The sequence below is a fragment of the Bacillus paralicheniformis genome, assembly GCF_002993925.1.
GTDB lineage: Bacteria > Bacillota > Bacilli > Bacillales > Bacillaceae > Bacillus > Bacillus paralicheniformis.
This window is the reverse complement of record NZ_CP023665.1, coordinates 2309494-2331708: the sequence shown is the minus strand read 5'-3', so window position 1 is coordinate 2331708 and position 22215 is coordinate 2309494. Positions and strand designations below refer to the sequence as shown.

Here is a 22215-nt window from a genome sequence, read left to right as displayed (position 1 = left end):
ATGAAAGCAATAATAAAAGAAGATGTGCAGGCTTCTTTGGAAACATTTTTAAACCAGCCTGTTTACATTCATTTGGAGACGACAACCGGATCGTATTCCGCGCATAAAGATGAGCAGAACATGACCGTGGTGGCGTATATCAGAAACGCGAAGGTGACATGCTCCCGCGCCAAAATCACGGGCGAGGGGCCATTTCGCGCCGGTTTGAAAATCGAAGACGGCTGGATCTACGCCGAAGGCCTGACGGATTATACGGTTGATGATGAAGGAAGGTTGCTTCTCGCCGGCTATTTGCCGGGCGGCAAACTCGCCATTTCGCTTCAAATCAGCAAAAAGCCATTTGCAGTCTAAAAAGAAGGTGTTATAGATGAAAAAACATTTACTCGTGATCTTGCCGCATCCTGACGATGAATCTTTCGGAGTCGCCGGCTTGATCGCCTTAAACCGAAAAGAAGATATACCTGTAACATACGCGTGCCTGACGCTGGGCGAGATGGGAAGAAATATGGGAGACCCGCTTTTTGCCAACAGGGAAACCCTTCCGCTGCTCAGAAAGCAAGAGCTGATCGACGCCTGCAGGGAAATGGATGTACAGGACTTGCGCATGCTCGGATACCGCGATAAAACGCTCGAATTCGAGGATGAAGAAAAACTGGCCGATCGAATAGAGGCTGTCATTGATGATGTAAACCCGAGCCTTGTTGTGACGTTTTATCCGGGACACGGCGTTCATCCTGACCATGATGCGTGCGGTGCTGCGGTCATCAGGGCATTATCGCGGAAAAAGAAAGAAGACCGGCCGCGCGTCTTATGCATGGCCATCACCCACCACAGGGAAGAGGTTCTTGGCAAACCTGACGTCGTTCTTGATATCAAAGAAGCCGCAGATATTAAAATGAACGCGCTCAAAGCGCATAAATCTCAAACAGGCGGCTTTATGAAAGAAATAGAGAAAAAACTCGCCAATGGCGAGCCGGTTGTTGAGACATGGTTTGAAAAAGAAACATTTTGGACCTATCAATGGAATGATTAAAATGATCAAAAAAGGTGTCGGGCATATGAGCCCGGCACCTTTTTACACGCTTTGAGTGTGAATATAGCGGTTTTGAATGCGTTTGAGCCTGAAAAACAGCCCGACTGCACCGGCTGCGAGCCCCGTGATCAGTCCGATCCAGTACCCGAAAGCTCCGAATGAAGTATACGTTCCGATCACAAAACCGACCGGAAGCCCGATAATCCAATACGAGACGAGAGCTGTGACAAGCGTGTAGTTAACATCTTTATATCCTCTGAGCGCTCCTTGAATCGGAGCCGCGATGGCATCTGACAGCTGAAAAAACAACGCAAACAGCAAGAAGTCCTTTGTCAGAAGCAGCACATCCCGGTCAGCCGCATACAAACCGGCGATTTGCTCTCTGAACAGTAAAATGATGAGTGCGGTGAATAATGAAAAACCGACCGCTATTGAAATGCCGAGATAGCTGTAGGTTCTCGAGTCTTTAAACCGTTTTGCTCCGGCCTCAAAGCCGACGACAATTGTCAGCGTCATCGATACGCTCAATGGAAGCATGTAAAGAAGCGAAGCGAAATTCATTGCCGCCTGATGGGAAGCGATCGTGACCGTGTCAAAATGGCTCATCAGCAAAGTGACAGCTGCGAATATACTCGTCTCAAAGAAGATGGCGAAACCGATCGGAATGCCGATCTTCAGCAGTTTCATACTTTCAGCAAAAGAAAATGAATAGAATGTTCCAAAAATCCTAAACTGGTGAAACGGCGTCTTTTTGTGGACGATGTATAAAGAGATCAGACAAATGCACCAATATGTGATGGCGGAAGCCATACCGGCTCCTGCTCCTCCAAGCTTTGGAAAGCCGAAGTTCCCGAAAATGAACAAATAATTCAAAACAAAATTAATGGGCAGAGAACAGAGCGTAACCAGCATCGTCACCCGCGTTTTTCCGAGTGAATCAATAAAGCAGCGCATCACATTGTAAACAAACAACGGCAATATGCCGAGCCCGATGCAGATTAAATATTGCTTTGCGATGACCGCTACCTTCTGTTCAAGATCGAGATTCTCAAGCACCGGATCAATCAGTAAGTACCCGGAGACGATCACGGCAATGCTGATGATTCCGGCCACATAAATCGATTGAATAACAGTATAAGGGACATCCTTTTGCCGCTTGGCCCCCATCAGTTGGGCGACCATCGGTGTTACAGCCGTCAAAATGCCGGCAAGCCCTGTATAAACCGGGGTCCACAAACTCGAGCCGATTGCGACGCCGGCGAGGTCGGCGGCACTGACTTTGCCTGACATCACCGTGTCGAGAACCGTAATGAGCGACAGTCCCGCTTGCGTAATCAAAATCGGAATTAAAATCGTTAAAAACTGCCTTGTTTTCTCCCGCAAATCCTTTGTTTCCCTCATATCAGTTCCCCGTTTCTTTTGGATAACGAGAGAAATTATAACACGTTATGTATAAAATGCAATAAATGTCTGTTTAATCTTTTTTCGCCTGTTTTGCTTTTTTAAACATTTGCACATAAATAAAGGAAAGAGAAAGAATTCCTAAACACGTACATAAATATTGACATATTTTTTGAATGGTCAAGAAGATTCACCTCCATATCTTAAAATGCGTCATAAAAGGAGGAAACATGCATGAAAGCGGCGGTAATAAACCGGAAGTTTTTTTATGTGTTTTCTAATAGTAAATAACGACTATTTATATACAAAAACGAATGAGTATTAAGTGTTAATTTTACATTTATCTTTATATTAAGATAGGAAATAAGAATCTATAGATGAAATAGTAAAACGCCGTTCGATCTAAAAAAAGATACTCCCAATTCCGGATGTTGGCAAAAAAAATGTATGATATAGTCAATTTATGGTTTCGTGGAGGAATTTGTGCTGAAATGTAGAAATGTATAAGTGATCCTGATCTTTGCTTTTCGATTAGGCAATAGATGAGGATTGATCGGCGATTTACGGTAAACTAATGAATAAGAATACGCAGTTTTTACACCCTCAACTTGAACGCTGGGCTTGACCGTTTGATCCGAAAAAGAAAATCGGCTGTAAAACGGCACAGAAATCCGCATGTTACGGCGTCTATTCGGGCTGTTTCGGCACATGCAGCATATCCAGTTAACTCCTTTTCGCTGTTTTTCACCATGAACCTCTGATTTTAAAACAACTGATCATCGTATTTCCGAAAACTTAAAACTCAAACCTTTGCAAAAAAAGCACCCGATATCTCGAGCATTGAAAAAAGTGTTGATTTTTGTCAATGTGCCTATCAGTCTGTATTTTTAATAAGAAATTTGTAAAAAGGCAAAAAGACTATTAAAAAAATATAAATTAGACCGATACAAATCGTGAATTGCATTTTTTGCTTAAGAATATAAAAGGGGGCTTTCAGCCAAAGGCCATCCATACGGTGATCAGATCACCTGCCTGACCGGCTGGATAAAGTCTTAAGCAATGGCAAATGTAATGGCATACATAGAGAGAACGAAAATGAAACGGGAGGTTAAGAGGTTATGAAGAAGAAGATAGCAGTAGGTTTGGCGGCCTCTGCGGTAGTTGGAACTTCATTGGCGGCGTCACCGGTAGAAGCCCAAACCATCAAGGTGAAAAGCGGAGACTCACTGTGGAAGCTTTCAGCTGAGTACAATACCAGTGTTTTGGCACTTCAATCAGCCAACAATCTTTCATCTACAGTTATTTATGTCGGGCAAACTTTAAAAGTACCGGACGGCAAGTCAAAAAGCAGCTCACAGACAAAATCCGCAAGTTCCAGCTCAAGCACTGCAAAGTCAACTTACACAGTGAAATTAGGAGATTCCTTGTGGCTGATTGCCAAAGACTACAAAACAACCGTAAAAGAGATTAAAAACTTAAACGGTCTGAGCAGCGATATGATTTACCCAGGACAAAAGCTGGTTATTAAAGGAAGCGCGAAAAACACCGGTTCCAGCTCTGGCTCAAGTTCGAGTTCCAGTTCGAAATCATCCAGCTCATCCTCAAGCTCGCAAAGTTCAAGCAGCACATACAAAGTCAAATTGGGCGATTCTTTATGGAAAATTGCCAATAATTTGAATATGACAATCGCCGAAATCAAAACGCTGAACAACTTGAAGTCGGACACGATCTACCCGAACCAGGTTCTTAAAGTGAAAGGAACCGTTTCCAGCGGAAGCAAAACATCTTCTGGTTCGTCTTCAAATTCTTCATCAAGTAAAACGAACACAAGCAGCAGTTCAAAAACGACCACTTACACGGTTAAACCAGGCGATTCTCTGTGGAAAATTGCAAATTCGATGAATGTGACAGTACAAAGCATCAGAGAAGCTAATCGATTAAAAACAGATGTCCTGCAAGTCGGCCAGAAGCTTAAAATCTCCGGTGCATCGACTTCCGGATCATCTGGCAGCCCGTCTTCCAGCTCGCCGAACTCTTCAGTTTCAACCGGCACTTCGACAAGTGCAAAGGTCGAACGGATGATTGCAGAAGCAGAAAAGCATATCGGCGTGCCTTACAGATGGGGAGGCAACAACCCTTCAGGCTTTGACTGCAGCGGATTCATCTATTACACGTTGAACAAAGTCACATCTGTCTCAAGGCTGAGCGCAGCCGGATACTGGAGCGTCATGTCACCAGTCAGCCAACCTTCAAGAGGAGACTTCGTTTTCTTCCAAACATATAAAGCGGGCCCTTCACACGTCGGCATTTATTTAGGAAACAACAAGTTTATCAATGCCAACGATTCCGGTGTCACTGTCAGCGACATGAACAATTCCTACTGGAAACAGCGCTATCTCGGCGCAAAACGGTATTCATTCTAAAAAAGCCATTTTATATGGCTTTTTTTTTGCGTGTTTTCAGGATAGGAAGGACAGGTTTAATGCCCCTCTTCGTTGTCTAAACTGAAAAGAAAAGCGAAGGGGGGAGCCGTTTGAGAACATTACATTACATATTGCTCACATGTATGGCCGTTTGTTTGGCAGCTGCATGTACACAGCAGAAAGAAATTCAGCAAAAAAATGTCGAACAGGAACATAGAGTAACCTTTGAAGCGATGACACAGCCGTTAAAAGTACCGCTGATCAAACGCGACGGTACGGAAACCGGTTTTATAGAAGTGTCTGAATCCGCTGCAGAAGGCCTTGATATCAGAGTCAGCGCCCATAATCTGCCGCCGGGAATGCTTGCTTTTCATATTCATGAAACGGGCGTGTGTAAAAAGCCTGATTTTGAAAGTGCGGGTGCTCATTTCAATCCTGACCAAAAGGAGCACGGCTTTCACAATCCGAAAGGACCGCATGCCGGTGATTTGCCGAATATTGAAGTCGGAGCCGACGGCAAAGTCGACGTTATCGTAAATGCGCCGGACGTCACCCTCGATCAGAAAAGCAAGTTCAGTCTGCTTGATCATGACGGAAGTGCTTTCGTCATTCATGAGCATCAGGATGATGATCTGACAAATCCATCCGGAAACTCCGGAGCCCGGATGGTTTGCGGAGCGCTGACGAACACCGGAAAAAAGTGAATCGGCGCATGGAAGCCGTTTATATTGAGGGCAGCGCATCTTTTCTAGTATACTTACATACAGAAGACGCTTTGAGAAAGGAATTTTACAACACATGAAATATGATCTGCATGAACTAGAGCTGCCTGAAAAAATAAAAGAGCGGCTGATTCAGTCTGCCGCTAAACCTGTTGCCGCGGAATACCAATCATTGATTGGAACGCCCGGTTATGAAGCGGAAGACAGCGCCATTCTCTATGACGCGATGATCGCGCTGTCACTCGGAAAAAACGTTTTGTTAAAAGGCCCGACAGGCTCCGGAAAAACAAAACTTGCCGAAACGCTCTCCGCTTATTTTCAAAAACCTATGCACAGTGTCAACTGTTCTGTGGATCTTGATGCAGAGGCGCTTGTCGGTTACAAAACGATTGAAAACACCAACGGGAACGCCTCTATTGAATTTATCGAAGGTCCTGTGACAAAAGCGATGAACAACGGCCATTTCCTATATATTGACGAAATCAACATGGCGAAACCGGAAACGCTGCCGATCTTAAACGGGGTGCTCGATTACCGGAAAATGATGACCAATCCGTTTACGGGGGACGTCATCAAAGCGAAAGAGGGATTCGGCGTGATTGCAGCGATAAACGAAGGCTATGTCGGAACGGTCCCGTTGAACGAAGCGCTGAAAAACCGGTTTGTCATTATCGACGTGCCCTACATTAAAGGTGACCTGCTGAAGCGGGTGCTTGAAACACAATCCGAACTAAAAAATCAGAAGCTGCTGAACCGGTTTGTTACCCTGTCATCGGACTTAATGACGCAGGCTCATAATGGACAGGTTTCTGAAGAGGCCGCTTCCATCAGAGCGCTTCTCGATACTTGCGACCTGTCGACATATATTCCGCCGCTGCGAGCGATCGAACGCGGCATCGTTGAAAAGCTTGATGATGAACGCGAAAAAGCGGCGGTCCGAAATATTGCCCAGACTTTGTTCGAATGAGGGTTTTTTTATGAAGTTTATTAAATTCAATGACAGCAAGATTGACTCTCTGCTTTTTATGGAGCTGACAGATCTCGCGAAAACGCTCGCGAAAAGCGATCAGGTTGAAGTGGAGTACGGGGTTCAGTCTTACTACAATCCTTTTGAGATAAAGATCTACATGAGCCATTTTTGGAAAGACCGGAACCACCGGGATATGGTAGACGGTTTGAAAAGCGATGTATACTTGCGGTCAATCGGCTCCCGTTACAGCTCGATGAAAGACTTTTCCCGCATGCTTGACGCGACTCGGAAATATCATTTTAAGAGTTTGGCAAAACAGTTGTTTATGCTTTTTGAAGATATCAGAATCGAAGAGTTCATCAAGAGGGAGCGGCCCGGTACAAAACCGGTATTTTCGAGCCGGAAATCAATGTACCGGAAACATTTTGCGACCCAGTTGACGCTGAATCTGGAGCGGAGCATTTTTACAGATGCTTTGTTTTGCGCTGTATATCTTAAGCTGACCGCGGAGTCGCCGCTTGATGAGATACCGGCTATCCATGAATCGGTCGATCCGATGAAGGGATTTATAGAAGCCGAGCTCGCCCGCGTATTCGAAGCGCGTTCAACTGCTGACATCGTCTCGATTGTAAGCGGGCTAATGGAAGGTTTTGAAGAGGTGCTCGAAAAAGATATGCTGAATACGTACTTCTTTTTTCCGGAATTGGAATACGAACAAGTTGACGAAGAAGCGCTTTTTCAAGATTTGAAAGCAAAACCGAAGCTGAGCGAGGATCTGACGCTTGAAGAGAAAAGTGCGGGTGATGAGGAAGTTCATGAAGAAGAAATGCCGACTTGGCACAGAGAAACGGAAGCTCCGGCGAAAAGCTTTCTCCAGTTTGATTTGGAGCACGGTGCAAAAACCGATATTTCCGGCGGGGCTTTAAGAGAAGGCGAAGACGGCGACCAAGCGCTCGGGTCAGTTCAGGGAACGGCGAAGCAGACGAAAAGAAAAGACTATTCAAAACTTGAATCGCTTGAATCTGTTCAAGATGAGCCAAACGGCGGCGCCGCACCAGCCGGCAAAGAAAACCGCTATGCGTTTTCGGTGATGAAGCCTCCGGAAAAACCTTCTAACGAAGACATATTAGACTACCAGGCTCAAGCAAAAACAATCGAATCGTATCAAAAACGGCTCAAGCAGATGATTCAAAAAACGCTCGAGCATAAAAAAACGCTCCCGAGAACCGATTTGCATGCAGGCAGATTGAACAATAAACTGCTCCGTTACTTTACAGAGCGCAATCCACGGCTCTTCTATAAAAAGCAAGAACCGTCAACAGAGATCGACGCCGTTTTTACATTGCTCGTCGACTGTTCAGCAAGCATGCATGACAAAATGGCGGAGACGAAACGGGGCATTGTCCTGTTTCACGAAGCGCTTAAATCTGTTGCTGTCCCTCACCAAATCGTCGGTTTTTGGGAAGATACGAACGATGCGACAGAGACGAGCCAGCCCAATTACTTTCATACGGTCGTCTCTTTTGCGGATTCCTTAAAAGCAGGCGCCGGACCGCATATCATGCAGCTTGAACCGGAGGAAGACAACCGGGATGGATATGCGATCAGACAGATGACGAAGATGCTTGTTCAAAGAAGCGAAGCTCAGAAGTTCCTGATTGTCTTTTCAGATGGGGAGCCGGCCGCATTCGATTATGAACAAAACGGGATTGTCGATACACATGAAGCCGTTATGGAAGCGCGGAAACGAAATATCGAAGTCATCAATGTATTTTTATCAAACAGCGAAATCGAAGAATCGCAAATCAAGACGATACAGGACATGTACGGAAAGTACAGCCTTTTCGTCCCGGACGTCGATCAGCTTCCCGATGTTCTGTACCCGCTTTTAAAAAAGCTGTTGAACAAAAGTATAGGCTAGATATGACAGATGGCAGCAATACTCGCGGCCATCTGCTTTTTATCGTAGAAACACAGTGAAATATTGAAATTTTTATTATTTTTATCAACTTAATTTTTTGCGGAGCACATCTGGATGTTAAAAAATAGACGGTCAGGGGAAATATGTGAATAAATAATGAGCCGGTTTAAAAGAATTCGGTCTGAAAGTTCAAAATTATAAAATTTTTTATTTTTCAAGATGATTTTTTAATTTTATTTGAACAATCTGTGTAGAAACAAATGAGAAACAGTGGTAAAATGTACGTGGAAGCGTTTTTATTACATATTTCTGGGCGTAAGGTTCAGAAGATATATTAAGATAGTGAATCATTCACTTGATTATTAGGTTGGGGGTAATGTTCAAATGTTTCAAAATAGTATGAAACAAAGAATGACTTGGGAAGAATTTCACGGTCCGAACCTCGGCTATGTGCTGGAGCTTTACGATCAATACGTCAAGGATCCAGAAAGCTTGGATGCTGATTTAAAAGAGATGTTTGACGAACTTGGAGCTCCCCCGGGCGATATAAGGGCCGCCTCTCTAAAAAACGAAGAGGCAGATTTCACGGCTGGATCTATTCAAAAAATCGCATCAGTGATAAAACTCGCAGAAGATATTAGAACCTATGGCCATTTAAACGCTTCCGTCAATCCACTGAGAAAAACACAAGAGAAACAGGAGCTTTTTCCTCTTGCTGAGTACGGGTTAACTGAGCAGGATGTGAAAAAAATTCCGGCGTCTGTCATATGCAAAGATGCCCCTAAAGAAGTAACGAACGGTTTAGAAGCCATCCAGTACTTGAAAAACACATACAAAAAATCGATTTCTTTTGAATTTGACCATGTGCACATTTTTGAAGAGCGCAACTGGCTGATGAAAAAGATCGAATCCGGGGAATTATTCGCCCCGAAATCGAAAGAAAAGCTGGTGGAAGTTTTAAGAAGGCTGACAGAAGTTGAAAGCCTTGAACAGTTTCTCCACAAAACCTTTGTCGGGCAAAAACGCTTTTCAATAGAAGGACTTGATGCGCTTGTGCCCATGCTGGATGATATTATCGCCAAGTCCGTTTCGGCAGGTACGACAAACGTTAATATCGGAATGGCGCACAGGGGCCGCCTGAACGTTCTTGCGCATGTGCTCGGAAAACCTTATGAAATCATTTTTTCTGAATTCCAGCATGCGCCGAACAAAGATCTCGTTCCGTCGGAAGGTTCGACAGGGATCAATTACGGCTGGACGGGTGACGTAAAATATCACCTCGGCGCCAACCGTCAGATTCAGGATGAGCATACGAAAACGGCGCGCATTGCGCTCGCGAACAATCCGAGCCACCTGGAGTTCATCGATCCGATCGTTGAGGGATCGACAAGAGCCGCCCAGGAAACGAGAACGGAGAGCGGCTATCCGCTTCAAGACGTTAAAAAATCGCTGGCGATTCTGATTCACGGCGATGCGGCATTCCCAGGGGAAGGCATTGTCGCGGAAACGCTGAATTTAAGCCAGCTTAAAGGCTATCAGGTGGGCGGAGCGATTCACATTATCGCCAATAACATGATCGGCTTTACGACGGAAAGCAATGAGTCAAGATCAACGAAATATGCAAGCGACCTTGCAAAAGGTTTTGAGATTCCGATCGTCCACGTCAATGCGGATGATCCTGAAGCATGCCTTTCAGCGGTTCAGCTCGCTGTTGAATACCGCATGACTTTCAACAAAGACTTTTTGATCGATCTGATCGGCTACCGCCGTTTCGGCCACAATGAAATGGATGAGCCGTCTGCAACGCAACCGATGCTGTATGATGCGGTCAGAAAGCACCCGACCGTCAAGAACATCTTTGCTGAAAAGCTGATTCATAACGGGATCGTCGATAATGAAACCGTCGACAAAATCGGGGACGCTGTCATGAAGCGTTTAGAAGAAGCCTATCGCAAAGTGCCGGCCAAAAAGGAAGATATGACGCATGAAATCGTTCTTCCGGAACCTGTTTCCAACGGTTTTCCGGATGTTGACACGTCGGTTGATGTTGAAACTTTGCGCAAAATTAATCAGGAGCTTGTTTCATGGCCTGAAAACTTCAACGTTTTCGATAAGCTAAAGCGAATCCTCGAAAGGCGCGCCAAAGCGTTCGACGATGACCGAAAAGTCGACTGGTCGCTTGCAGAGGCGATGGCTTTTGCATCCATTTTGAAAGACGGCACACCTCTAAGGCTGACCGGGCAGGATTCAGAACGCGGCACATTCGCACACCGCAACCTTGTCCTTCACGACAGCAAGACAGGGGACGAATTCATCGCACTGCATCACCTTGCAGATACGAAAGCGTCATTTGCGGTTCACAACAGCCCGCTTTCTGAAGGATCCGTCCTTGGCTTTGAATATGGATATAACGTGTCTTCGCCGGAAACGATGGTGATCTGGGAAGCGCAGTTTGGAGACTTTGCAAACGCGGCGCAAGTGTACTTTGATCAGTTCATTTCTGCAGGAAGAGCGAAATGGGGACAAAAATCAGGGCTCGTTGTTCTCTTGCCGCACGGCTATGAAGGGCAGGGACCTGAGCATTCAAGCGGAAGAACGGAACGCTTCCTTCAGCTGGCGGCGGAAAACAACTGGACTGTCGCCAACTTGACGAGCGCTGCCCAGTATTTCCATATTTTAAGAAGGCAGGCGAAGATGCTCCTTCGCGAGGAGATCCGCCCGCTGATCATCATGACGCCGAAAAGCCTGCTGAGAAATCCGAATACCGTATCAGAAGTGCAGGAGCTCAGCGACAGTAACTTTAAGCCGGTCTATGAAATGTCAGGACTTTCCCATCAGTATGACAAAGTGACGCGCCTCGTCCTTTCAAGCGGTAAAGTTTCGATTGACATCAGCAGCCATTTCAATAAAATGGAAGGTGAAAAAGATTGGCTGCATATTGCACGGGTTGAAGAGCTGTATCCTTTCCCTGCAAAGCATATTAAAGCGATCTTCAGCAAACTCCCGAATTTGGAGGAGATTGTCTGGGTACAGGAAGAACCGCAAAATATGGGTGCATGGAACTATATCGAGCCTTATTTAAGAGAGATTGCTCCAAAGGACGTGAAGGTCCGCTATATTGGCAGAAGAAGACGTTCAAGTCCGGCAGAAGGGGATCCGACGGTTCATAAAAAGGAACAGGAACGCATTGTATCTGATAGCTTGACTCGCAAAAATTAAGGGGGAACTAAAAAATGGCGGAAATTAAAGTACCTGAATTAGCGGAATCAATTTCAGAAGGAACGATAGCCCAATGGCTGAAACAACCGGGAGATTATGTAGAACAAGGGGAATTCCTGCTTGAGCTGGAGACTGATAAAGTCAACGTTGAATTGACGGCAGAGCAGTCCGGCGTTCTTCAGGAAGTGCTGAAAGATTCCGGTGACACGGTTCAGGTCGGCGAAATAATCGGAACGATTTCAGAAGGCGAAGGAGAAGGAGGCCAATCAACGGCTCCTCAAGCTGACGCTCAAGAAAGCGCCGGCGCTTCGGAAGAGAAGCCAGCCACGTCTGAAAAGACAGCCGAACCTCGCGAAAGCGCGAACGATGAGGCGGATACAACCAAAACAAGGACAATCGCTTCTCCGGCTGCCCGAAAGCTCGCCCGTGAAAAAGGCATCGATTTATCGGAGATTCCTACCGGTGATCCGCTCGGAAGGGTCAGAAAGCAAGATGTTGAATCTTATCAGAAGAACGAGCAGCCGCCAAAAGCTCAGCCTGAACCAAAACGCGAAACACAGGCGCCGGCTGCTAAACAAACCGAAAATGCAGGTAAACCGGTAGAGCGTCAAAGAATGTCCCGCCGGAGACAGACGATCGCCAAACGCCTCGTTGAAGTTCAGCACACCGCCGCTATGCTGACGACATTCAACGAAGTGGACATGACGGCGGTCATGAACCTAAGGAAACGCCGAAAAGATCAATTCCTTGAGCAGCATGATGTGAAGCTCGGATTCATGTCATTCTTTACAAAAGCTGTGGTCGCCGCGCTGAAAAAATATCCGCTCCTCAACGCGGAAATTCAAGGCGACGAGCTTGTGATCAAACAATTCTATGACATCGGAATCGCTGTTGCTGCGCCGGATGGCCTCGTCGTACCGGTCGTTCGGGATGCAGACCGCAAAACCTTTGCTGATATTGAAAAGGATATCGGAGAGCTTGCGAAGAAAGCGAGAAACAACAAATTGTCGCTCAACGAGCTTCAAGGAGGCTCCTTTACGATCACAAACGGAGGAACGTTCGGATCACTGTTGTCGACTCCGATTTTGAACAGTCCGCAAGTTGGTATTTTGGGCATGCATAAGATCCAGCTGCGCCCTGTAGCAATTGATGAAGAGCGTTTCGAAAACCGCCCGATGATGTACATTGCATTATCGTATGACCACCGGATCGTCGACGGTAAAGAGGCAGTCGGCTTCCTGGTTACGATTAAAAATCTGCTTGAAGATCCTGAACAGCTTCTGTTGGAAGGTTAAATCAAGAAAAAAGCTTTGGCCGCATGTACGGTCAAAGCTTTTTGTTTATCATCTGCGGGGCAGGAGAATAATTGTTATTCTTCTGCTTATTTGCTTTCTTGCTCCAGTATGTCGCAAGCCATGAGCCTGAAAGGTTATGCCAGACGCTGAAAACAGCGCTCGGGACAGCGGAAAGAGGAGAGAAGTGCGCCGTTGCCAATGCTGCACCGAGACCCGAATTCTGCATGCCGACCTCAATGGACACGGCTTTTTGTGATGCATAATCCATTTTAAAGCACTTTGCCAAAACAAAGCCAAGGAAAAGGCCGAGGCCATTATGAAGAACGACGACCGCAAAAATCAACAGCCCTGATTGAATAATGTTTTCCCGGTTGCCTCCGACGACCGCGGTGACGATGGCGACGATGCCGAGAACAGAAACGAGCGGAAGCACCTGCACCGCTTTTTTCACTTGTTTTTTAAAGAAAAATTGAACGATCAGCCCGGCGATAATCGGGAGCAGCACCGCCTGTAAAATCGACAAGAACAGTGAGCCCGGAGATACCGGAAGCCATTCTTTTGCGAAAAATAAAATGAGAAACGGCGTTAAAAAAGGGGCAAGCAATGTGGAAACCGTTGTAATCGCCACTGACAGGGCGATATTCCCCTTCGCCAAAAATGTCATGACGTTTGATGCCGTTCCCCCGGGACAGCATCCCACTAAAATGACCCCAACCGCTATTTCGGAGGGAAGCCCGAGTCCATAGGCCAGTCCAAAAGCGAGCAGCGGCATGACCGTATATTGAACCAGCACACCGATCAGCACATGCAGGGGACGTCTCAGCAGCTCTTTAAAATCGTCCGCTGACAATGTCAATCCCATGCCAAACATAATCACGCCAAGCAGGATGGTAATATAAGGGGTGATCCAGGTGAATTGCGTCGGAAAGGCAAAGCCGAGAACCGCAAACAGAATCACCCAAATGGCGAACGTTTTTCCTGCAAATTGACTGATTTTGATCAAATAACTCATAAGTCCAGCTCCTCACATCTGTAGAAAATATAACATCCTCTTATTATAATTAATATTCTGAATAATTCAATACTTGTAAAATTCGAATTTGTTTTAAATAATATTATTATGTAAACTGAAAGAAATGTTTGAAAACCTTGACGAATTCGTTTATGCTTTTTAAAATGATAGTTTGTAGCCATATGCAATTAGACCGAGAAGAAGAGGTGCTTAAGTGGAAAATCAACAAAATATATGGTCATCAAAGCTTGGATTTATCTTAGCTTCGGCCGGCTCGGCAATCGGGCTCGGCGCGATATGGAAGTTTCCTTATGTCGCCGGAACAAGCGGCGGCGGAGCATTTTTACTTATGTTTATTCTTTTTACTTTATTGATTGGGCTTCCGTTATTAATGGCGGAGTTCATTATCGGCAGAAAGACTCAAAAAGATGCCGTTGAATCCTATAAGGAGCTGGCGCCCGGCTCGCTTTGGCATTGGATCGGCCGGCTTGGCATTATCACGTGTTTTATTCTGCTGTCTTTTTATAGTGTTGTCGGCGGCTGGATCATCATTTATATTATCAAAGGACTGACCGGCGAACTGTCAAGAAGCACGGATTATGCAGGTCTTTTCGGAGAGACAATTGCAAATCCGTATCTCGTTCTTGCGAGCCAGTTTGCATTTATCATGATCACGATTCTTGTTGTTGCAAAAGGGGTCAGAAGCGGAATTGAAAAAGCGAGCAAGTTTATGATGCCTGCTCTGTTCGTTATTTTTCTGCTTTTGATCATCCGTTCGCTTACACTTCCCGGTTCAATGGAAGGATTGGAATTTTTCTTAAAACCTGATCTTTCCCATATCACAGCCAAAACGGTGCTGTTTGCGCTTGGACAATCCTTTTTCTCGCTGAGTGTCGGTGTTTCCGTTATGGTAACGTACAGCTCTTATTTATCGAAAAAAGAAAACCTTATACAGTCGGCCGTTTCAGTGACATTGCTCAATGTATCTGTAGCGATTCTTGCCGGGTTTGCGATTTTTCCGGCCGTTTTTTCATTCGGATTATCTCCTGATGCCGGCCCGATGCTGTTATTTAATGTGCTGCCGTCAGTCTTTCACAAGATGCCTTTGGGAATCGTCTTTTTATTGGCGTTTCTGCTCTTATTTTTATTTGCTACACTGACGTCCGCATTTTCAATGCTTGAGATCCTTGTTTCTTCCTTATCAAAAGGGGATCCTAAAAAAAGACAGGCTTTCGCTTGGGCCGGGGGAATTGCGATTTTCCTATTCGGAATTCCTTCAGCATTATCATATGGCGTGCTTCAGGATGTATCGATTTTTAATCTATCTATTTTTGATGCGGCGGATTACCTTGTCAGCAATATTTTAATGCCGCTCGGCGCTTTGCTCATCGCTGTTTTTGTGCCGCTCAAAATCCCGAAAGAAGAGCTTTTTGCTGAATTGAGGGAGGGCTCTAAAATCAGCAGAAAATGGTTTGCAGCATGGCTTTTGCTGATCCGCTACGCCGCTCCGATCGTTATTATTGTCGTCTTTTTGGACGTCATTGGCGTATTTTAAGATTGAATTGTTTATAAGGCCGGATTTGTCCGGCCTTTTTTTCATGCAGACAGTTTGTCAGCGGTACTTTCTTTTCTCTCTGTGAAATGGCAGCGGTATGACCGGCAAGGGAAGTGTATGATTAATCGGCTTTTTTCTGCGGCAGACATATTAAAAAGGCCTGCCGGTGAATTCGTTCTTGACGATTTTACCGGCAGGCAGAAGAGGGGGATACTTTGACTTTGATTAAGGCTTGCGGAATGTTACAGTTTGGCCGTTTCGATCAAACCAGCCTTTAAAGGCCCAGTTAATCCAGCCGCCGTCTCCCTGGTTTGTAAATTGTCCGCTTTCAAATACCCAAATGCCGTAAATCACGCCATGATAGTTGGCAGATCCATAAAATTTAACTCCTCTTAAACCGTTGTGATAGCCTTGGCTTAAGTTGAACACCATGACATTGTATCTTTGCCCTGCAGAATAAAAAGCGGTTTCCATGCAGTTTTTGACGAAACCGCTGCGGTTGGAGCTTTGAACGATAGCATCTCTAATCGAGTTTCCGATTCCTAAAAGATCGAGGTTGATGTTGAGATTAATAGCGGAAGTTTTAAACTGTTGTTTTTCCTGGTCCAATGACTGATTGAGAGATGTGGATATAGACATAGAAGGCAAGGTTGTAACAGAACTGTCCGTATGCTTTGATTCTTTCGCTTCTGATAAGTACGGCAAACAAGTCAAACCGAGCATTAAGGCTGTAAAGAAAGCAAACATTTTTTTCATGATTTACCCTCCTAAAATAAATTTGCCATTTTCGAAAAACTGACCGGCTGAATCAGACAAACATCGACAGTTTATTCATTTATTCCCTCCCTTCTTGTAGAATAGCTTAACGATTTTTGGAATTAGAAGAATGAGAAAAAACGACTATTTTCCAAATAAATCAAAAAATGTTCACATTCCATACTTAAGGCACAAATTTGGGATATATTGATAGACTGTTGAGATTCAGTATTTCATAAAGGGATGATCAAAATAGCAGATTCAGAAGGATGTATGGTTGTGGGGGTTCTCTTCCGACCCCGCCTTGCCAATCTCCGTGTAGCGGTCTTAACAATCCTCAAGAGAAACTGGGATATTTAAACTTTTATTTGTTATCTTATTACAGACGATAGAGGGTTTAAGGGATATAGATACGGTATTGAGAGTGATAAGGTATCGGCACTTTCGCTCGATTCGGCCAGTGTCGACGGCTGCCTGGCGCAGAGAAGAGAAAGGTGCGAGAGGAAAGACTCGTCCGCTTTTTGAGGCAAGGCTTTGACGGGGAGGCCGATGTCCGGCGCAACTACCGAAACAAAAGAGGACTTCAATAGTTGAAGTCCCGCCATTGAATTTGAATCAGAAGGGCTCCCATAGAACGCGCTTTGCTGTCGCAAACCGCCTTTCAGGTTCTCTCCAGTCAACGACATTCCACCAATTATCGACGTATTTTGCCCTTTCATTTTTATATTGAAGGTAGTATGCGTGTTCCCATACGTCGAGCGGGAGAAGGGGGATCACATCCCATTGGCTCATCAGCTGATGTTTTTCTGCGATCAGAATTTCCAAGCGGTGCGAGCGAGGCGCCCAGACAAGGATCGCCCAGCCCACGCCTTCCACCTTTTTCGCCGCTTCGGAAAATTGTTCTTTAAAGGCCGAATAGCTGCCGAAAGAACGGTTAATCATTTCCAGCAATTCGCCTGTCGGCCGCCTTTTTCCTTTTGGATGCATCGCGTACCAAAATATCGTGTGCAAATAGTGCCCGGCTCCGTGGAAGGCGAGCTCTCTTTCCCAGTGGTTTACAAGGTCGAATTGTTTGGTTTGCCTTGCTTTCTGCAGTTCTTTTTCAGCTTTGTTCAAGCCGTCGACATAGCTTTGGTGATGTTTTGTATGATGAAGAAACATAATTTCTCTTGAAATATAAGGCTCAAGGGCTGAATAAGAGTAGGGCAGGCTTGGCAGGCGATGGCCTCCGATCGGCACTGTTCTGAATGGCTGCCGGCCGGCTTGAGACGCATCACTGCGGGAGATGGCTTGATACACGGCTTCTGCCTGTTCATACCATTCCTGTTCGGTCGCACGAGGATCATCCAGTGATTGAAAAAGTTTTTCTAACTGGCTTTCTAAAGAAGGATCATCTTTCATCTGGTCTTTCAGACCTTTGGCCCATGACGCTATTTTTTCTTTGTAAGCATTCAATATGTCTCCCTCATTTCCGCTTTTTTAATAAATGCGCTTGAAGCGAGCAATGAAAACACAAAAGGATAACTGTGATAGCGGATGTAGAATTGTTTCGGCAGCCCGATTCCCGTCGGGTATTCGAGTCGCTCAGGCGAGCTTTCGTGATCATCGGTGAGAAAACGAATCCCTTTTAAGATCTTAGGGTCATCCGGACGTTCATATTGCAAAAGCGCCTCCAGCGCCCATGAAGATTGAACAACTGTTCCAAAGTGAAGAGGGACAAAACGCTTCGCTTCACAGCTTTTGCAAGATTCTCCCCAGCTTCCGTCTTCAAGCTGGATCGATTTAAGCCAGGAGACCGCTTTTCTGACAGACGCGTGATTGTGGGAAATTCCGACGGCTTTCATTCCGGTGAGTGCGGCCCATGTCCCGTAAATAAAGCAGACGCCCCATCTGCCATACCACGAACCGTCAGCTTCCTGATGGTGATCAAGCCACCTTAGAGCGCGTCTGACTGCGGGATGGTTATCTGTCAACCGCTCTTTAAGTCCGAGCAGATGAAGAACGCGCCCAGTCAAGTCTGCCGTTGACGGATCGACTGCTGCGTCAGCGGCAGATTCGAGCGGCAGATGTCGGATGAGCGGATGGTCAACGTTTTTTTCAAATGCTGAAAACCCCCCATCCTTGTTTTGCATTGATAAAAGCCAGGTGAGCCCCCGGTTCCAGGCAGCCGGACGCCTTTGAAACGGAATTGCTTTTAATGCCGCAGCGGTATCGTCCAAATCGGGATTGTTTGTATTGATGTGTGAAAAACCCCATCCTCCCGGTGCCGCTTGAGGGTTTGAGACCGCCCAGTCCGCTTTTTTCACATGCTGTCTTTTGAGAAGGTAGTCCGCTGCCGATGAGATGGAAGAATGTTGTTCAGGTATTCCGGATTCCTGCATGGCAAAGCTGATGAGCGCGGTGTCCCAGACAGTGGAAGTTGAGTTTTCCAAATGGAAGCCTTCCTCTCCGCATGAGGAAATAAGGCTTTTGATTCCGCCGACTGCTTTTTTAACAACGGGGGCGTTTTTTGATATTCCCATCGCCAGCAGGCTGTAAATCATGAACATGGTCGCGCTCGCATAGCTGTATAGTGTTCCGTCTTCTTCGATTCTGTCCAGCATATATTTTTTGCCCGCTTCAAATCCAAGCTGATGAACATAAGCCGGCCATTGAAAGAGCTGTTTCCATTGCAGATTGAAAGAATAGAAGGTTCTCTCGTCAAAAGAGCGGATGTTCAGCCATTCGAGAGGATTTTTTGACATGGCTTCATCCAGATGCCGAAGCGAGCCGATTTGGTTGTTTTTTAAAGAGAATCGTCGATTAAACGTAATGGCCATCGGGACAAAATGAATTCTTGCGTATGTGCTGAAATGGTAAAAATGAAGCGGGAAATAGGGCGGGATCAGTAGAAACGAAAGCGGAATATAGGCTCTCGGCCATGGATACAGCCCGTTGGCAGCGAGCATCCACTTCGTCATAAAGTGCACATTCTTCAAACCGCCTGCTGCCTTAATAAACGCCTCGGCTTTCTGCATATGCGCATCTCTCCGGTCATAGAGCCCCGAAGCCAGCATCCCGGTATAGCCCTGGACTGTCGCGGTCAAATTGCCTGCCGTTTCATCCGGATGATTGCGAAACGCACCGTCTCCGCTCTGCTTCGAACGGATTCGTTCAGCAAGACTTGTGATGAGAGAAGAGTCCTGATCGCCAAGTGAGGTCAGCATTAAAATGAAAAAGCTGTCTGTCATCACGGGCCCTTCAAAACAAAACCGCCATGACCCATCAGGTCTCTGTCTATTTTGAAGCTTTGCGAGCGTCTTTTGTCTGAAAGCTTTCACGTCTTCTAGTAAAGAACGCAATCTTCTCATCTCCTTCATTTTACTGTATTCATTTCGGAAATGTGTCATGCCAACCGGATGAAAACAGAAGAACAGCGATTTTGAATATGTGATGAGCATACAGAGGCATTCGTCAGCGCGATCAGGAAATCATGAATATCTTCGTTTACCTCTGTTCCATTATCAGGTATTGTAAAAAGAGAGACCTTAGAAACAATGTTTGGGGGATGTTGCTGAATGAATATTGAACAGATGCTGTATGACACCGCAGTCGAATTGATCAAAAAGAGGTATCCGACCGGATGGGGCGGGGCAGCCGCCATGTATACCGAAGACGGGAGAATCTTGACGAGCGTAGCGCCGGAAGTAATCAACGCTTCAACCGATTTATGCATTGAAACGGGCGCCATTCTCGAAGCCCATAAATATCAGGCAAAAATTACGCACTCTGTTTGTGTCGTGAGAGATGATGAACATTCCGAATGCAAGGTATTAACACCGTGTGGGGTATGCCAGGAAAGACTTTTTTATTGGGGGCCGGATCTTAAAGCAGCTGTAACTGTACCGGATGGGCATCTGCTTTATAAATCTTTAAAGGAAATACAGCCATACCATTGGTTTGCTGCGTATCAAAAGTAGCAGGGGAGGAGCGTTCGATGTTCGAGTGCCGCAAGGTTTATCTCAGACCTGTTGAAAAAGGGGATATGGAGAGCTTTTACAAAGCTGTTCAAAATGAAGACATCAGATATATGACGGGCACGACGCGCGAATTTACGATGGAAGACCTTTATGAGCACTACGAGAGAATCACAAGCGACGAGACGCGCTATGATTTTGCCGTCTGCTTAAAGGAGGACGATCGCTTGATAGGCGATCTGTCCATCATTGACATCGACCGGACGAATCGAAAAGCAGGGTTTAGAATCGCTTTGCACAGCCCCGCTTATTTGAACAAAGGCTATGGTCCTGAAGCGGTGCGGCTGGCCATGCAGTTTGCATTCGAAATGCTCGATCTTAACCGCCTTCAGCTCGAAGTCTTTTCACACAATAAGCGCGCGCTGAAAGCATATGAAAAAGCCGGATTTAAAAGGGAAGGTACTGTCAGGGATGCTCTTTATATGAATAAACAGTACTCAGATGAAATCATTATGGGGATATTGAAGCGGGAATACGAAGAGCTGATATCCCGCTGAATCAGAGGGCGCGCAGCATGTTATTCTACTGAGCGCCGCTTTGTTCATTTTTATTTTTCAATCTTTGCTGAACGGCTGTAAATGCCGCCGGCAATCAGCGCCATTGTCATCGAATATCCACAGCAGCTTCATCGTTCTATTTGCCTTGCAGACTGGCTGTACTTTCTCACATCCCGCACGAAAAATGTGACAGCGGCTGTTCCGGCATATAATACAGCGGCAGCGATAAATACGCTTTGGATCCCGATCAAGTCTGCCAAAGCCCCCATAATGGCAATTGTTAAGACAGACCATGCAGTCAAAATAGTATTTTTGGCGGCGGTGACCGGTGCGCGCTCTTCATCTGTCAACGTATCTTGAAGGATAACCGTCTGGCTGACGTCTCTTACTTGATAAAGCGGACCCATCATGATACAGAGGATGACCGAAAGGAGGGGATTTGACGAATAGGCGAATAAAAGCGTTGTGATTCCCATTGAAACAGAACCCAAGACAATCATGAGGCCAAGCCTTTTTTTGAGCTGGTTGGAAAAGAGCACAGCGAGAATGCCGCCCAAAATCGCTCCCAAAAAATAACCGGCATTGATGAATCCCCACCAAGCCTCCCCTTTATTTAGCACCTCTTTCGTAAAAGCCAGCAAAACGGCGGAAGTCCAGACCGCATTTGCTAAACCTTCTGACATGTCCATCATCGTAAGCAGCAAAACGGTTTTCTTCCTGTATACAGTGCGCCAGACTGATTGTGTGCGGGTTTTTTGACGAGGGATAACCGCTGTTTTCAAATCCGGCAATTTGATTAAAAGTCCTGATACGAAAAAGAGTCCTGCTGTAAACAATGTCAGCGTGTGAGTTTGGGCCAAAACGGTTAAATAGCCGCCGAGCCCCCAGCCTGCTGCCTGAACAAACTGGTTGACCGTTACGATGCTTCCCGATGCCGCCACGTAATCGCGCTTTTTAATCGCTTGATACAGTAAACCTAACTGTGCGGGGGAATACCAGGAACCGACAAAGCTTTGCAAAAACAGCAGCATATAAATGATATAAGAGGGTAAGCCCAGCGTTTGGCATAAGCCGATGCATAATGCGCAGACCGCTCTGAACCATGTTGACCAAGCCGCTGTTTGAAGCAGGTCGAGGCGCTGAATAGCAAAAGAAGCCATCGCACCGCCTAATACACTGCCGAACGAGGATAAAGCCAAGACCAGACCCGATCCGAATACAGAGTTCGTTTCCTTAAACACATCGACCATGACGATGATCGTCATCAAAATCGACCCGACAGCCTGTGCTGTTTGTGATGCCCATATGTATCTAAAACTTTTTTGATTCCAGAGGGTTTTGCCAAGAGAGGAAGAAAACACGATTCTATCATTCCATTCGACTTAAACTATCATC

The 22215-nt window shown here is 45.8% G+C and carries 17 protein-coding genes; 11 read left to right on the top strand and 6 right to left on the bottom strand.

The window, feature by feature from the left end:
* Together CP943_RS11775 and bshB2 are read left to right on the top strand one after the other, a co-directional pair.
* On the top strand, positions 1-351 hold the full coding sequence (locus CP943_RS11775; RefSeq protein ID WP_020451827.1) for a YojF family protein: 351 nt from the start codon (positions 1-3) through the stop codon (positions 349-351).
* Between the two features lie 16 nt (positions 352-367).
* The gene (bshB2, locus tag CP943_RS11770; RefSeq protein WP_025811289.1) at positions 368-1033 is read left to right on the top strand and encodes a bacillithiol biosynthesis deacetylase BshB2; all 666 of its coding nucleotides are present in this window, start codon (positions 368-370) and stop codon (positions 1031-1033) included.
* Positions 1034-1075: 42 nt separating this feature from the next.
* On the opposite strand, the gene CP943_RS11765 is transcribed toward bshB2, so the two are convergent.
* Positions 1076-2434, bottom strand: coding sequence for an MATE family efflux transporter (locus tag CP943_RS11765; protein WP_023857362.1), 1359 nt, complete (start codon positions 2432-2434; stop codon positions 1076-1078).
* Between the two features lie 1118 nt (positions 2435-3552).
* Here CP943_RS11765 and CP943_RS11755 point away from each other — a divergent pair.
* From CP943_RS11755 to odhB, 6 genes are all read left to right on the top strand, one after another.
* Positions 3553-4857: a C40 family peptidase gene (locus CP943_RS11755; RefSeq protein ID WP_105981022.1), complete on the top strand. Its 1305-nt coding sequence runs from the start codon at positions 3553-3555 to the stop codon at positions 4855-4857.
* Positions 4858-5000: 143 nt separating this feature from the next.
* Complete coding sequence (locus CP943_RS11750) at positions 5001-5561, top strand: superoxide dismutase family protein (RefSeq protein WP_407640594.1); 561 nt, start codon at positions 5001-5003, stop codon at positions 5559-5561.
* Positions 5562-5655: 94 nt separating this feature from the next.
* Positions 5656-6546 carry an ATP-binding protein gene (locus tag CP943_RS11745; protein ID WP_023857357.1) on the top strand — a complete coding sequence of 297 codons (891 nt, stop codon included), beginning with the start codon at positions 5656-5658 and terminating at the stop codon, positions 6544-6546.
* Between the two features lie 10 nt (positions 6547-6556).
* Complete coding sequence (locus CP943_RS11740; RefSeq protein WP_105981021.1) at positions 6557-8470, top strand: nitric oxide reductase activation protein NorD; 1914 nt, start codon at positions 6557-6559, stop codon at positions 8468-8470.
* 384 nt (positions 8471-8854) lie between these two features.
* Positions 8855-11689 (top strand): 2-oxoglutarate dehydrogenase E1 component, encoded by a 2835-nt coding sequence (sucA, locus tag CP943_RS11735; protein WP_020451820.1) that lies wholly within the window; start codon positions 8855-8857, stop codon positions 11687-11689.
* Positions 11690-11703: 14 nt separating this feature from the next.
* Complete coding sequence (gene odhB, locus CP943_RS11730; RefSeq protein ID WP_020451819.1) at positions 11704-12984, top strand: 2-oxoglutarate dehydrogenase complex dihydrolipoyllysine-residue succinyltransferase; 1281 nt, start codon at positions 11704-11706, stop codon at positions 12982-12984.
* Between the two features lie 31 nt (positions 12985-13015).
* Here the strand turns inward: odhB and CP943_RS11725 are convergent, their stop codons facing one another.
* Entirely contained in the window at positions 13016-13996 is a 981-nt protein-coding gene (locus CP943_RS11725; RefSeq protein WP_026579553.1) for a bile acid:sodium symporter family protein, read from the bottom strand.
* A gap of 214 nt (positions 13997-14210) precedes the next feature.
* Between CP943_RS11725 and CP943_RS11720 the strand changes: the two genes are divergently transcribed.
* Complete coding sequence (locus tag CP943_RS11720; RefSeq protein ID WP_020451817.1) at positions 14211-15551, top strand: sodium-dependent transporter; 1341 nt, start codon at positions 14211-14213, stop codon at positions 15549-15551.
* A 225-nt stretch (positions 15552-15776) separates the two neighbouring features.
* On the opposite strand, the gene CP943_RS11715 is transcribed toward CP943_RS11720, so the two are convergent.
* The 3 genes from CP943_RS11715 to CP943_RS11705 all read right to left on the bottom strand — a co-directional run bounded on the left by CP943_RS11715 (position 15777) and on the right by CP943_RS11705 (position 19657).
* Complete coding sequence (locus CP943_RS11715) at positions 15777-16307, bottom strand: hypothetical protein (RefSeq protein ID WP_026579554.1); 531 nt, start codon at positions 16305-16307, stop codon at positions 15777-15779.
* Between the two features lie 615 nt (positions 16308-16922).
* The gene (locus CP943_RS11710; protein WP_229078804.1) at positions 16923-17708 is read right to left on the bottom strand and encodes a superoxide dismutase; all 786 of its coding nucleotides are present in this window, start codon (positions 17706-17708) and stop codon (positions 16923-16925) included.
* A gap of 50 nt (positions 17709-17758) precedes the next feature.
* A complete protein-coding gene (locus tag CP943_RS11705) occupies positions 17759-19657 on the bottom strand; it encodes a terpene cyclase/mutase family protein (protein ID WP_407640586.1) in 1899 nt (632 codons plus the stop codon).
* Between the two features lie 207 nt (positions 19658-19864).
* Here CP943_RS11705 and CP943_RS11700 point away from each other — a divergent pair, with 207 nt between their 5' ends.
* Together CP943_RS11700 and CP943_RS11695 are read left to right on the top strand one after the other, a co-directional pair.
* Positions 19865-20266, top strand: coding sequence for a cytidine deaminase (locus CP943_RS11700; RefSeq protein WP_095291980.1), 402 nt, complete (start codon positions 19865-19867; stop codon positions 20264-20266).
* A gap of 17 nt (positions 20267-20283) precedes the next feature.
* Positions 20284-20820, top strand: a complete 537-nt coding sequence (locus CP943_RS11695) for a GNAT family N-acetyltransferase (RefSeq protein WP_020451812.1) — start codon at positions 20284-20286, stop codon at positions 20818-20820.
* Positions 20821-20948: 128 nt separating this feature from the next.
* On the opposite strand, the gene CP943_RS11690 is transcribed toward CP943_RS11695, so the two are convergent.
* Positions 20949-22085, bottom strand: coding sequence for an MFS transporter (locus tag CP943_RS11690; RefSeq protein ID WP_232513478.1), 1137 nt, complete (start codon positions 22083-22085; stop codon positions 20949-20951).
* Between the last annotated feature and the right edge of the window lie 130 nt (positions 22086-22215).